Below are 13,100 nucleotides of genomic sequence, written 5' to 3'. Positions count from 1 at the left end.
CTCCCGCCTGCGGGAGAGGGGTTGGGGTGAGGGCAAGCTTTCAGCAAGCAACGCGTCACCCCAAAACGTTCATGTCAGAACGTAAACCGCACCCGCCCATACCAGTACGCACCGTTGCTGCCGATCGGCGACAACACGTCGTAGGGCAGGTTGCCGAAGTAGTAGATGTCTTCGTTCGACTTGTCCGGGTAATTGTCGGTGAGGTTCTGGCCGCCGATGGCCACGCTCCACTGCGGCGTGATGCGGTATTCCACTTCCGCATCCAGTTGCCACTCGGCTTGATAGGTCTGGGTCGGGATGTAGCCGTCGCCGAAATCGAACACGCGCTTGGCACTGCCATGACGGCTCACGCGACTGCTCAACGACCAGTTGTCATTGCCCCAGCTGGCGGCCAACTGCGCGCGGGTGCGGGGGGCTGCGTCGGTCAATGTGTTGCTTTCTTCCACGCCAAACAGCACGTAATCCGGATCCAGCGCCAACAGCTGCGACGGCGTGGCGACGACATTCTTCAGCTCGGTTTTGGCGTAGCTCCAGGTGCCGGTCAACAGCAGCTCACCGTCACCCAGCGACTGCCGCCAGTTGGCGACGAACTCGGCGCCACGGGTGCGCGTATCGGCGGCATTGACGAAGTAATGCGCGCTTTCCAGCCCGCCCACGCCGAACTGCTGCTGCACGAAATCAGTCAGCGCATCACCGGTGATGCTTTCCGACAAGGCGATGCGGTCATCGATGTCGATCTGGAACAGATCCAGCGACAGGTCCAGATGGCTGCCGATCTGGCTGGTGAAGCCCAGGCTGTAGTTGATCGACTTCTCCGGCTTCAGGTCGCTGGCGCCCAGCGCACGCGCGATGGGGTTGTTCACCGACAACAGGCGGCCCTGCAGGAGTTTTCCGTCTTGGCCATATCCGGTTGAAGTGGACTCATAGCCGATCTGGCTCAGCGACGGCGCGTGGAAGTTGTTGGACACCGAGCCACGCAGCGCGAATGCCGGCGCAAAGGCATAGCGCGCGCCGATCTTGCCGGTCAGCTCGCCGCCGAAATCTTCGTAATGCTCGTAGCGCGCGGCGATGTCGGTGGAGAACTTCTCGCCGAACGTCGAGGACAGGCTGCTGTAGGCGCTGATCACATCGCGCGACAGATTGGCCTCGTCCTGCGGGGTCAAGCCACCGCCGGCCTGCGAGCCGGTCGGGCGATCAGTGAACGGGCCGGCCGCGTAGCTGGCGGCGTCGCCTGCGCCGGTTTCGTAGCGCTCGTGACGGCCCTCGATGCCGAAGCCGAGGCTGTGGGTGTCATTGCTGCGCACGAAGATGCGGCCGATATCCAGATTGGCCACGGTCTGCTCGAAACTGAAATCGGCGGTCTTGAAGCGCGTCGGGCTGTTCGGGCCGAGCGAGGCGTTGAGCGAGTTGCGCAGGCGGTAGGTGAATTCGTTGCGGCCGTGGTCGAGGCTGGCATCGTAATTCCAGTCGCCCAGCTCGCCGCGGGCACCGGCCACCAGCTGCACATCCAGGTTTTCGCCTTCGGAAATCGGGCGGTAGCCGTTGGGATACAACTCTTTCCAGTTGGCTTCGCCATCCGGGTAACGGAAGTAGTTGGCGCCTTCGGTATCGCGCTGGTTGTAGGTGCCGAACGCGTAAGCCTTGGAGGCGGTGCCGAAAGGAATTTCAGCGTTGAACCAGGCGTTGAGGTCCTTGCTGGCGCCATCGCCCAGCGCGTAATTGCGCTTGCCGACCAGGGCCAGGTTGTCGGGCGTCTGCGCTTCCCACGGCGGAACCTGATCGAAGCCAGCACGGTTGGTGGCTTCGCGGTTTTTCAATTCCAGGCCAACGCGCAGGAAGCCGCCATCGTCGGTCAGCTTGGTGCCGACCTTGGCACTGAAATAACTGGTCTGGCCATCGGTGAGGGTGCGGTTGATCGGCTTGAGGTCGGTGTGGTGCGCGCCAAAGCTGGCTTCGATGGCGCCGCCTTCCGGGGCGTCGTCGAGGATCACGTTGATCACGCCGGCCACCGCGTCGGAGCCGTACAGCGCACCGGCGCCGTCACGCAGCACTTCGATGCGCTTGATCGCGCTGACCGGGATGGCGTTGAAATCCACCGGCGTGGTGCCCTTGCCGATCTTGCTGTCGGTGTTGACCAGCGCGCTGTTGTGGCGGCGCTTGCCGTTGACCAGCACCAGCACATGGTCCGGCGACAGGCCGCGCAGCTGCGCGGCTCGCACGTGGTCGGCACCGCCGGAGTTGGACTGGCGCGGGAAGTTGAACGACGGCAGCAGCGCCTGCAGCGCGCTACCCAGTTCGCCATTGACCACGCCGGCCTTGCGGATGTCTTCGGCGCTGAGCACGTCCACCGGTGAGGTGGACTCCAGCACGGTGCGGTCCACCGCGCGGGTGCCGGTGACGATCACCGTGTCCAGATTGGTCGCCTGCGGGGCGTCCTGGGCAAAAGCGGGGGAAGACAGCGCCAGCGCGATGGCCAGGCCGAGTGGGGCCGAGGTGGGACGGGACATGCAGACTCCGGGGGAGAGAGGGGGAGGAAGGATGAAATGCTTACATCCATCCGGATGAAGCGATATATTATCTTCGCGTTAACACGCTGCAGGTTGCAAGCGCTGTCAGCAATCTGCTCATAAGCAAGTGCGATATCCCCGCGGTGCAATGGATGCCACCGTATTTCCTGTTTCCGGAGGTTTTCCATGAAGTTGCACGCTGTTGTCCTTCCGTTTCTGCTGTCCGTCGCCGGCAGCGCCATCGCCGCATCCCCAACCCCGCCGCAGACGCCGCCGCAGGCCAGTGCAGCGCTGCACGGCGACGCGCAGCGTCCGGCCGAGGCCGGTGGCTGGGTGCGCAGCGAGCTGTATTTCGGCGTGGGCGAGGAAAGTGGCGTCTCGGCGCGTGAGCAGACCGACGCCATCAGCGACGCGCAGTGGACCGCCTTCCTGGACAAGGAAGTGACGCCGCGCTTCCCGGACGGCCTGACCGTGTTCGACGCCTACGGCCAATGGCTGTTCCGTGGTGCAGCGGAGCCGAACCGCCTGCGCACCAAGGTGCTGGTGGTGCTGCACGAAGACACCCCGCAACGTCGCAACGACATCGAGGCCATCCGCTTGGCGTGGAAGCAGGCCACCAAGCACCAGTCGGTGCTGTGGTCGCGGCAGCCGGTGGAGGTTTCGTTCTGATCAGCGCCGGATCGGCTAGCCTGCACGGGCGGACCCCTCGCAGTCGGCCCGATGCGCGGGCCGCTATGGTCCGGCGTCCACTATCGATTACTTTTTTTCTTCATCAGCGCTGACCGCGCCAGCCTTGCAGACGATATCCCCCATGAATTCCCCCGCATCCTCAACATCGCGCACGCGCTGGTTCGTCGCCGGTGATCTCAACGGCTTCTTCGGCCTGGTGGTCGACAACCTGTCCATCCTCGGCTTCATCGCGATGGCGCTGGTCGGCATTTTCCAGTTCCCCGCCGACGTGGTGTTCGGCCGCATGTTCCCCGGCACCGCCTTCGGTGTGCTGATCGGCAACCTGATGTACACGCTGATGGCGCACCGTTTGGCGGCTCGTACCGGCCGCGACGACGTCACCGCGATGCCGCTGGGCCTGGATGCACCGACCAGCATCGGCATGGCGTTGCTGGTGCTGGGCCCGGCGTTTGTCGGCTTCAAACAATTGGGCATGGACCCGCATACGGCGGCGATGGCGACCTGGAAGCTGGGCATGGCCTCGTTGGTGGTGATGGGCCTGCTGAAGCTGGTGTTGTCTTTCGTGGGCGATGCGGTCACCCGACATGTGCCGCGCGCGGCGTTGCTGGGGTCCATCGGCGGTGCTGCGCTGACGTTGCTGGGCTTCCTGCCGCTGATTGAAAGCATGCGCCAGCCGCTGGTCGGCCTGGTGACGCTGGGCGTGCTGCTGTACGTGCTGGTCGCGCGTGGCGTGGTGCCGTTGCGCTTGCCCGGCGTGTTGTTCTCGCTGCTGGTCGGCGTTGCCCTGTATTACGGCTTGGGCGCGGCCGGAGCACTGACTGGCTTCCAGTGGCCGCCAGCGATCTCCTTCGCGGTGGCGCTGCCGTTGCCGTCGCTGGGCTTTATCGAAGGCCTGCCGCTGACCGTGCCGTATCTGTCGCTGCTGCTGCCGTTCGGCCTGCTGATGGTGGTGGGCGGCATCAATGTCGCCGAAAGCGCACGCGCCGCCGGCGACGACTACCGCACCCGCGACATCCTGCTGGTCGAAGCCATCGCCACGCTGGTCGCCGGTGTCTGCGGCGGCGTCGCGCAGACCACGCCGTACATCGGCCAGCCGGCCTACAAGCGCTTGGGCGCGCGCACCGGCTATACGCTGTTGACCGGCCTGTTCATCGGCATCGGCGGCATGTTGGGCGTGGTGGCTGGCTTGGTGCAGTGGCTGCCGGTGGCGGTGCTGGCGCCGATCATCGTGTTCGTCGGCCTGGACATCACCGTGCAGGCGTTCCAGCAGACCAAGCGCGAACACGCGATTGCGGTGGCGCTGGCGTTCCTGCCGGCGATTGCTTACCTGATCAACATCAAGTTCGGCACCTGGGTGGCCCCGGATGCGGCCGCTGCGATGTATGCCGCAGTGGACGGTCATGGTTTGTCGGATGTGGCCACGCTGCAGCTGCTGGGCAACGGTTTCATCATCAGCGCGATGATCTGGGCGGCGGCCTTGGTCGCCTTGATCGAGCGTCGCCCCGGCGTGGCGGTGAGCCTGTTGCTGGTGGCCGCGGCGCTCAGTGTATTCGGTGTGATTCATTCCACCGATCCGCGCGGCGGCATCTATCTGCCGTGGCAGCTGGAAGGCCTGCGCCAGTCGATCACCCTGCAGGTGAGTGCGGCCTATGCGGTGCTGGCGCTGGTGATCGGCTTGATGTCGCTGCAGAAACCGCGCTGAAAACAAGGGATTGAACCGGCGGGGGAACCCGTCGGGTTTGCCCGGGTCACACCATCACGTGCAATAGAGGTGCAAGTGATGGAAAAGCGCAAAGCAATCGTGTGGCCGTGGGTTGTGGTGGGTGTTGTCGCCGTGGGCGGCGCGGGCTGGTGGTTGTTCCGTGATGACGTGGCGCAACTGCGTCAGGCCGCGCCCGCAACACCGCCGCCGATCAATGCGGCGACAAGCTCGGCAACGCCACTGCTGGACATACCAGAACCGCCGACCGCGCCGCGTCACCCGCTGGAAGCGGCCGCCGATGCCGCATTGCCGGCCTTGGCCGATAGCGATGAATCGGCCTGGCAGGCCCTGAGCGGGCTGCTCCCGGGCGAGGCCTTGTCCCTGCTGTTGCGTGAGCACCTGCTCCAGCGCGTGGTGGTGCACGTGGACAACCTCACCCAGCCGAGCATGCCCAGCAGCGCGATGGCGCTGCGGCCGGTGCCCGGCAGTGTGATGGTGGAACCGAGTGCCACCGGCAATGAACAACTGGCCGCTGCCAATGCCGCGCGTTATGCGCCGTGGGTGGATGCGTTCACCCGTGCCGATGCGGGCGCGCTTGCCGCGGCGTATGTGCGTTTTTATCCGTTGGTGCAGCAGGCCTACCGCGACATCGGCCATCCCGATGGGCATTTCAATGACCGTTTGGTGGCGGTGATCGACCACCTGCTGCAAACCCCCGAGCCGGCGCGGCCGCTGGCAGTAGAGCCGGATGGCAAGGGCAAATACCGCTTTGTTGATCCTGCGCTGCAGTCGCTGTCCGTCGGGCAGAAGGCCTTGCTGCGCATGGATGCGACGCAGCAGCAGGCGGTCAAACAGCAGTTGCGGGCAGTCCGCGCGGCGATCACGCGCGGTTGAGTGCTGCCGGCGCTTGCGCTGGATCAATGTTGCGTCGGGCCAGCTGGCGATACTGGACGTAGGGGCGGATTTCAGCTGAATAAGGGCGCTTGTCACCCTTGAATCACACGGTTGCAACCGCATCTGATTCAGTATCGCCAGCAATGCTGGCCTCCCGAACATTGAGGAAGAAGACCCATGCGGATGGATAAGCTCACCTCCAACTTCCAGAAGGCGCTGTCCGACGCGCAGTCTCTGGCCGTTGGCCGCGACAACAACATCATCGAGCCGGTGCATGTGCTCAGCGCGCTGCTTGACCAGACCGGCGGCAGCAGCCGTCCGCTGCTGGCCCAGGCCGGCGTCAACGTGCCGGTGCTGCGCGAGCGGCTGGCCGAATCGCTGGATGCGCTGCCCAAGGTGTCCGGTCAGGCCGGTAACCTGTCGATGGGCAACGACCTCAGCCGCCTGCTCAACCACACCGACAAGCTGGCCCAGCAGCACAACGATCAGTTCATCGCCAGCGAGTGGTTCCTGCTCGCCGCGGTGGACGACGGCGGCGCGGCCGGCATGGCGTTGCGCGGCGCCGGTGCCGACAAGAAAAAGATTGAAGCCGCCATCGACAAGCTGCGCGGCGGTGAAACCGTGCAGAGCGAAAACGCCGAAGAACAGCGTCAGGCGCTGGAGAAATACACCATCGACCTGACCGCGCGTGCCGAAAGCGGCAAGCTCGATCCGGTGATCGGCCGCGACGAGGAAATCCGTCGCACCATCCAGGTACTGCAGCGTCGCACCAAGAACAACCCGGTGCTGATCGGCGAGCCTGGCGTGGGCAAGACCGCGATTGTCGAAGGCCTGGCCCAGCGCATCATCAACGACGAAGTGCCCGAAGGCCTGCGCGGCAAGCGCGTGCTGTCGCTGGACATGGGCGCGTTGATTGCCGGTGCCAAGTTCCGGGGTGAGTTCGAGGAACGCTTGAAAGCGGTGCTCAGTGATCTGTCCAAGAACGAAGGCCAGATCATCCTGTTCATCGACGAACTGCACACCATGGTCGGCGCCGGCAAGGGCGAAGGCGCGATGGACGCAGGCAACATGCTCAAGCCGGCGCTGGCGCGTGGCGAGCTGCATTGCATCGGTGCGACCACGCTGGACGAATACCGCCAATACATCGAGAAGGATGCCGCGCTGGAGCGCCGCTTCCAGAAGGTGTTCGTGGGTGAGCCGACGGTGGAAGACACCATCGCCATCCTGCGCGGCCTGAAGGAACGCTACGCCGTGCACCACGGCGTGGAAATCACCGACCCGGCCGTGGTCGCGGCGGCCACGTTGTCGAACCGCTACATCACCGACCGACAGCTGCCGGACAAGGCCATCGACCTGATGGACGAAGCCGCCTCGCGCATCCGCATGGAAATTGATTCCAAGCCGGAAGAACTGGATCGCCTTGAGCGCCGTTTGATCCAGCTCAAGATCCAGCGCGAGATGCTGAAGAAGGAGAAGGACGACGCCTCACGCAAGCGCCTGGCCGACCTGGAAGCCGATATCGACACGCTGGAGCGTGAGTTCTCCGACCTCAATGAAATCTGGAAGTCGGAAAAGGCCGCGCTGCAGGGCGCGACCAAGATCAAGGAACAGGTGGAGAAGGCCAAGCTCGACCTGGAGGCCGCACAGCGCCGCCAGGATTTCGCCAAGATGAGCGAGATCCAGTACGGCGTGCTGCCCAATCTTGAGAAGCAGCTCGCTGCCGCGCAAGAAGTGGACCGCAAGGATTTCCGGCTGGTGCAGGACAAGGTGACCGACGAGGAAATCGCCGAAGTCGTCTCGCGCTGGACCGGCATCCCGGTCAGCAAGATGCTGGAAGGCGAGCGCGACAAGCTGCTGCGCATGGAAGACATGCTGCACAACCGCGTGGTCGGCCAGGAAGAAGCGATCCGTGTGGTCTCCGACGCGGTGCGGCGTTCGCGCGCGGGCTTGTCCGATCCGAATCGCCCGAGTGGCTCGTTCCTGTTCCTGGGCCCGACCGGCGTGGGCAAGACCGAGCTGACCAAGGCGCTGGCCGACTTCCTGTTCGACTCACCCGACGCGATGGTGCGCATCGACATGAGTGAGTTCATGGAGAAGCACAGCGTGTCGCGCCTGATTGGTGCGCCCCCGGGTTATGTGGGCTACGAAGAAGGCGGCTATTTGACCGAGGCCGTGCGTCGCCGCCCGTACAGCGTGATTCTGCTGGACGAAGTGGAGAAGGCACATCCGGATGTGTTCAACATCCTGCTGCAGGTGCTGGACGACGGCCGTTTGACTGACGGACAGGGCCGTACGGTGGACTTCCGCAACACCGTCATCGTGATGACCTCGAACCTGGGCTCGCACCAGATCCAGGACATGAGTGGCGACGACAGCCCGGAAGCCTATATGCAGATGAAGGCCGCGGTGATGGGCGTGGTGCAGGCGCACTTCCGTCCGGAGTTCATCAACCGCCTGGACGACATCGTCGTGTTCCATCCGCTGGACAAGCAGCAGATCAAGCAGATCGCACGCATCCAGATGCGTGGCCTGGAGAAGCGTTTGGGCGAGCGTAGTTTGCGCCTGGAAGTGTCGGATTCGGCGTTCGACGTGTTGAGCAACGTCGGCTTCGATCCGGTCTATGGCGCACGTCCGTTGAAGCGCGCGATTCAGGCGCAGCTGGAGAACCCGCTGGCGCAGAAGATTCTGTCCGGCGAGTTTGTCAGCGGCGACACCATCAAGGTGGAAGCTGGTGGTGGCGGGCATTTGCAGTTTGGTAAGGGCTGAGAGCCAGAGCTGCAAAAGCTTTAAGAGCTGCCCTCACCCCAACCCCCGCTCCGCGCCCCGGCCCTTGCGCTGGCGCAAGGGCGTTCGACGGGCAGCGAACCAGTGGTTCGCAAGCTGCCCCTCTCACCCCGCGCGCGGGAGAGGGGCTCGGAATGCGGCGGCTCGTAGTGCATTAGCCCCTCTCCCGTTTACGGGAGAGGGGGTGGGGTGAGGGGAAGCTTCTAGCTAGAAAAAAGCATCACCTCATTCCATTCCCTCACAAGTAACCACTGCAACCGTCCTCAGCAGCACGCATGCATTGGGCTATGGTCAGCGATTCTCTTTCGCGTGAGCACCGCAATGACCGATCCACAGTGGAAGCCTGAAACCATCGCCGTGCACGGCGGCTATTCACCCGATCCCACCACGCGCGCAGTCGCGGTGCCGATCTATCAGACAGTCGCCTACGCCTTCGATGACACCCAGCACGGCGCCGACCTGTTCGACCTGAAAGTGCAGGGCAATATCTACACGCGCATCATGAACCCGACCACCGATGTGCTGGAAAAGCGCATTGCGGCATTGGAAGGCGGCATCGGTGCATTGGCACTGGCCTCAGGGCAGGCGGCCATCACCTACGCCATCCAGACCATCGCCGAAGCCGGTGACAACATCCTGGCATCCAGTGCGTTGTATGGCGGCACCTACAATCTATTCGCGCACACGCTGCCGCAATTCGGTATCCAGACCCGCTTTGCCGACTACCGCGATCCGCAGGCCTTCGCCGCGTTGATCGATGAACGCACCAAAGCCGTGTTCGTGGAATCCATCGGTAACCCGCGCGGCAACGTCACCGACATCGAAGCCATCGCCAAGATCGCCCACGCGCATGGCGTGCCGGTGATCGTCGACAACACCGTCGCCACGCCGTACCTGCAGCGCTCGTTTGATTTCGGCGCCGACATCGTCGTGCATTCGTTGACCAAGTATCTGGGCGGCCACGGCACCAGCCTGGGCGGCGCCATTGTCGATTCCGGGCGCTTCCCGTGGGCCGAGCACAAGGAGCGCTTCCCGCGTCTCAATACGCCGGACGTCAGTTACCACGGCGTTGTTTACACCGAAGCCTTGGGCCCGGCGGCGTTCATCGGCCGCGCACGCGTGGTGCCATTGCGGAACATGGGCGCGGCGATTTCGCCGTTCAACGCGTTCCAGATTCTGCAGGGCATCGAGACGCTGGCGCTGCGCATGGACCGCATCAACAGCAACACGCTGGCTGTTGCCAGGTATCTGCAGAAGCACGCCAAAGTGGCCTGGGTGAACTACGCCGCGCTGCCGGATCATCCGGAGCATGGGCTGGTGCAGAAGTACCTGCGCGGCCACGGCTCGGGCGTGCTGACGTTTGGTCTGCCGGGCGGTCGCGAGGCGGGTGCGCGCTTCCTGGATGCACTGCAGTTGTTCACGCGCTTGGTGAACCTGGGCGATGCCAAATCACTGGCGACGCATCCGGCGTCGACCACGCATCGTCAGTTGGATGCGGCGGAACTGGAGAAGGCCGGCGTGACGCTGGATACGGTGCGGCTGTCGGTCGGCATTGAGCATATCGACGACTTGCTGGCGGATTTGGAGCAGGCGCTGGGGAAGGCTTGAAGCTGGTTTGGTTTTGCTAGCCAGGAGCTTCCCCTCACCCCAACCCCCGCTCCGCGCCCCGGCTCTTGCGCTGGCGCAAGGGCGTTCGATGGGCAGCGAACCAGTGGTTCGCAAGCTGCCCCTCTCACCCCGCGTGCGGGAGAGGGGCTAGTGCACTGGCAGCTGACGCATTCCGAGCCCCTCTCCCGCAGGCGGGAGAGGGGTTGGGGTGAGGGGAGGCTTCCAGCAAGCACCCCCCCCAAAAAAAAACCTCACCAAGCAACCGTAAACCGCTCGCCCACATGCTTCGGCGTTTCCAGCTCATCAACCACCGCCAGCGCCAGATCAGCCACGCTGATGGTGCCCGGGCCGTCGCCGGTGTTCAGTGGGGTATCACCGCCGACGCGGTACTTGCCGGTGCGCTCGCTGGGGCCGCCCGGGTGGAAGGCGACCGGGGGGCTGAGCTGGGTCCAGTCCAGTGCGGTCTCCTGCTTCAGTTCGGTCAGACCATCACGCGCGGCGCTGGCGCCGGGATAGATCGCTGCCGGGAAGTCGGGGGAATCCACCAGTTGGGTGCCGTCGGGCGCGTACAGGCTGCCGGCGCCGCCGATCACGATGTAGCGCTTCACGCCTGCGGCTTTGGTGCCGGCAACAATCGCGCGGGTGCCGCTCATGAAGTCCTGGTAGATGTTCGGGTTGGCCCAGCCGGGGTTGAAGGCGCTGATCACTGCGTCATGGCCGGCGACGGCGGCCTGCACCTGGGCGGCGTCCTGTACGTCCGCCTTGACCACCTGCAGCTGCGGGCGAGCGGCGAGTTTGGCCGGGTCACGGGCCAGCGCGGTGACTTGGTGGCCACGGGCCAGCAGTTCTTCCAGCAGGGCGTTGCCAACGAAACCGGTGGGGCCAATCAGTGCGACTTTCATGGAGAGTTCCTTTGGGGGTTTGAGGACTGACGACAGTGTCCGCCTGTGGCAGTGAAGAGGGCAGTCACTCAAATCCACAATCACCTTGAAGCCTTGCTTCACAATGGCCGCCAAGGAGGTGGCCGATGGACAGCTTCAAACGCATGGCCCTGTTTGCCCAGGTGGTGCAGCACGGGTCGTTGAGTGCGGCGGCGCGCGCGCTGGGCATGAGTACCTCGGCGGTCAGCCAGCAGCTGCGAGCGCTGGAGCGTGATGCCGGCGTGCCGCTGCTGCATCGCTCGACGCGACGGCTGGCCCTGACCGATGTTGGCAGCCGTTATTACGCAGCGTGCGCGCGTCTATTGGATGCGGCCGGCGAAGCGCAGGCGGAGTTGTCGGCCGCGCGCGAAGCACCGAGCGGCGAGCTGCGCTTGTCGGCGCCGTTGGGCATGGCCGATCACCTTGGCCCGGCGCTGGGGCCGTGGCTGCGCGAGCATCCGCAATTACGCGCGCACCTGTATTTCGAGGACGGCTGGACTGACCTGCTGCAGGCGCGTATCGATCTGGCGCTGCGCTTCGGGCAACTGCCCGACAGTGATTGGATGGCGCAGCGCATCGGCACCCTGCAGCGTTGGCCCTGCGCCGCGCCGTCGTGGCTGCAGGTGCATGGCACGCCGGATGATCCCCTGCAGGTGCCGGCCGGCGAATGGCTGGGTTTGCCGCAGACGCCGGGTTTGGCGTGGCGGCATTCCGGCTCGGGCGAGGAGCGTCTGGTTCCCGCGCATCCGCGCATCGTCAGCCAGAACCAGCCCGCCGTGCGGCAGTTGTGCACGTCCGGCCTGGGCGTGGCGGTGCTGACCTGCCTGGACGTGGCGCCGTTGTTGGACAGCGGCGCGCTGCAGCGGTTGTTGCCGGATTGGGAAGTGCCGCCGCTGCCGGTCTGGGCGGTGACGCCGCACCGGCAAACGCAGCCGGCCAAGGTGAAACAGGCCATCAGTCTGTTGCAGGCATACCTCGCCCGTGTGCCCGGCGGCAGTGGTGCAGAAGCGCAAGATCGGAAACGCGGCGGTTGAGCCATCGCGGTTGAATGTGCCCACCGACACACGGAGAACACGGATGAAAGCCCACGCCTCGCACCTGCCGAAACTCGACCGCGTCATCGCCTGCCTGCAACAGGCCGTTGCCAGCGGCGGGCCTTTGCCTGACCTCGACGCACTGGCCGCCGTGGCGCATTACTCGCCGTTCCACTTCCACCGCGTGTACCGCGCCATGACCGGCGAAACCGTCGGCCGCACCGTGCAGCGGCTGCGTCTGCTCAAGGCGCTGCAGCGCTTGAGTGACAGCGATGCCAGCGTCACCGAAATCGCCTTGCTGGCCGGCTACGACACGCCGCAAGCCTTGGCCCGGGTGCTGCGCGAGACGCTGGATGCCAGCCCGACCGAGTTGCGCTCTGATCCGGCGCTGCTGGCTCGGCACCTGCAGCGGCTGTCGCGCCCGGCGTCGCCCTCGGCAGCGCAGATGGCGCCACTGAGCGTGGAAGTGGTGACGCTGGAACCGTTTGAAGTGGTCGCGCTGCGTGCGCAAGGTGCGTTTGACGATCTGGATGGCAGCTTCGGCGAACTGTTTGGCTGGGCGGCCGAGCAGGGCCTGGTCGAGAGCCTGCAGGAGTTGATCGGTTTCCCACTGGGCGACCACCGCGAGCTGCCGGCCGAGGAGTTGCTGTTCGATTGTGCAGTGACGCTGGATGCCGAGCTGCCGCCACTCCCCGCGCCGTTGCGCCGGATGCAGGTGGCGGGTGGCACGGTGGCGCGGCTGCGGCATGTCGGCAGCTACGGTTTGTTGGAGGACGCGACCGACTGGCTGCTGTCGCAATGGCTGCCGGCAAGCGGCTACGCCTTGCGCGACACACCGCTGCATTACCACTTCCTTGACGACCCCGAACACACTCCCGAAGCCATCCTGCGTGCCGACGTGTACCTGCCGCTGGCAGCAAGCTGACATGCAGGAGCGGCGTTCGCCGCGAAGCCGGGAATA

9 protein-coding genes are annotated in these 13,100 nt (G+C 64.9%); 7 read left to right on the top strand and 2 right to left on the bottom strand.

Going from position 1 to position 13,100, the window contains the following annotated elements; genetic code table 11:
- Window positions 1-74 precede the first annotated feature (74 nt).
- Entirely contained in the window at window positions 75-2,507 is a 2,433-nt protein-coding gene (locus tag ACREP4_RS15330) for a TonB-dependent receptor plug domain-containing protein (protein WP_431597057.1), read from the bottom strand.
- 186 nt (window positions 2,508-2,693) lie between these two features.
- Between ACREP4_RS15330 and ACREP4_RS15325 the strand changes: the two genes are divergently transcribed.
- From ACREP4_RS15325 to ACREP4_RS15305, 5 genes are all read left to right on the top strand, one after another.
- The gene (locus tag ACREP4_RS15325; protein WP_431597056.1) at window positions 2,694-3,176 is read left to right on the top strand and encodes a DUF3574 domain-containing protein; all 483 of its coding nucleotides are present in this window, start codon (window positions 2,694-2,696) and stop codon (window positions 3,174-3,176) included.
- Window positions 3,177-3,318: 142 nt separating this feature from the next.
- Window positions 3,319-4,899, top strand: coding sequence for a hypothetical protein (locus ACREP4_RS15320; protein ID WP_431597055.1), 1,581 nt, complete (start codon window positions 3,319-3,321; stop codon window positions 4,897-4,899).
- Between the two features lie 78 nt (window positions 4,900-4,977).
- Entirely contained in the window at window positions 4,978-5,793 is an 816-nt protein-coding gene (locus ACREP4_RS15315) for a DUF3014 domain-containing protein (RefSeq protein ID WP_431597054.1), read from the top strand.
- 177 nt (window positions 5,794-5,970) lie between these two features.
- Window positions 5,971-8,559 (top strand): ATP-dependent chaperone ClpB, encoded by a 2,589-nt coding sequence (gene clpB / locus ACREP4_RS15310; protein ID WP_431597053.1) that lies wholly within the window; start codon window positions 5,971-5,973, stop codon window positions 8,557-8,559.
- Between the two features lie 339 nt (window positions 8,560-8,898).
- Window positions 8,899-10,185 (top strand): O-acetylhomoserine aminocarboxypropyltransferase/cysteine synthase family protein, encoded by a 1,287-nt coding sequence (locus ACREP4_RS15305; protein WP_431597052.1) that lies wholly within the window; start codon window positions 8,899-8,901, stop codon window positions 10,183-10,185.
- A 251-nt stretch (window positions 10,186-10,436) separates the two neighbouring features.
- On the opposite strand, the gene ACREP4_RS15300 is transcribed toward ACREP4_RS15305, so the two are convergent.
- Window positions 10,437-11,087 carry an NAD(P)-dependent oxidoreductase gene (locus tag ACREP4_RS15300; RefSeq protein WP_431597051.1) on the bottom strand — a complete coding sequence of 217 codons (651 nt, stop codon included), beginning with the start codon at window positions 11,085-11,087 and terminating at the stop codon, window positions 10,437-10,439.
- 125 nt (window positions 11,088-11,212) lie between these two features.
- On the opposite strand from ACREP4_RS15300, the gene ACREP4_RS15295 reads away from it, so the two are divergent.
- Both ACREP4_RS15295 and ACREP4_RS15290 read left to right on the top strand, forming a co-directional pair.
- Window positions 11,213-12,139 (top strand): LysR family transcriptional regulator, encoded by a 927-nt coding sequence (locus tag ACREP4_RS15295; RefSeq protein WP_431597050.1) that lies wholly within the window; start codon window positions 11,213-11,215, stop codon window positions 12,137-12,139.
- Window positions 12,140-12,182: 43 nt separating this feature from the next.
- Window positions 12,183-13,064, top strand: a complete 882-nt coding sequence (locus ACREP4_RS15290) for an AraC family transcriptional regulator (protein WP_431597049.1) — start codon at window positions 12,183-12,185, stop codon at window positions 13,062-13,064.
- The last annotated feature ends 36 nt before the right edge of the window (window positions 13,065-13,100 follow it).

It is taken from the genome of Stenotrophomonas sp., from assembly GCF_050737575.1.
In the GTDB taxonomy this organism is placed as follows: domain Bacteria; phylum Pseudomonadota; class Gammaproteobacteria; order Xanthomonadales; family Xanthomonadaceae; genus Stenotrophomonas.
The sequence above is the reverse complement of the archived record's forward strand: the minus strand, read 5'-3'. Positions and strand labels throughout refer to the sequence as shown.

Excerpts from the sequence above, each read along its gene's own strand:
- ACREP4_RS15300 (WP_431597051.1), bottom strand. The coding sequence starts at position 11,087 with ATGAAAGTCGCACTGATTGGCCCCACCGGTTTCGTTGGCAACGCCCTG.
- ACREP4_RS15320 (WP_431597055.1), top strand. The coding sequence starts at position 3,319 with ATGAATTCCCCCGCATCCTCAACATCGCGCACGCGCTGGTTCGTCGCC.
- ACREP4_RS15315 (WP_431597054.1), top strand. The coding sequence starts at position 4,978 with ATGGAAAAGCGCAAAGCAATCGTGTGGCCGTGGGTTGTGGTGGGTGTT.
- ACREP4_RS15305 (WP_431597052.1), top strand. The coding sequence starts at position 8,899 with ATGACCGATCCACAGTGGAAGCCTGAAACCATCGCCGTGCACGGCGGC.
- ACREP4_RS15290 (WP_431597049.1), top strand. The coding sequence starts at position 12,183 with ATGAAAGCCCACGCCTCGCACCTGCCGAAACTCGACCGCGTCATCGCC.
- ACREP4_RS15330 (WP_431597057.1), bottom strand. The coding sequence starts at position 2,507 with ATGTCCCGTCCCACCTCGGCCCCACTCGGCCTGGCCATCGCGCTGGCG.
- ACREP4_RS15325 (WP_431597056.1), top strand. The coding sequence starts at position 2,694 with ATGAAGTTGCACGCTGTTGTCCTTCCGTTTCTGCTGTCCGTCGCCGGC.
- ACREP4_RS15295 (WP_431597050.1), top strand. The coding sequence starts at position 11,213 with ATGGACAGCTTCAAACGCATGGCCCTGTTTGCCCAGGTGGTGCAGCAC.
- clpB (WP_431597053.1), top strand. The coding sequence starts at position 5,971 with ATGCGGATGGATAAGCTCACCTCCAACTTCCAGAAGGCGCTGTCCGAC.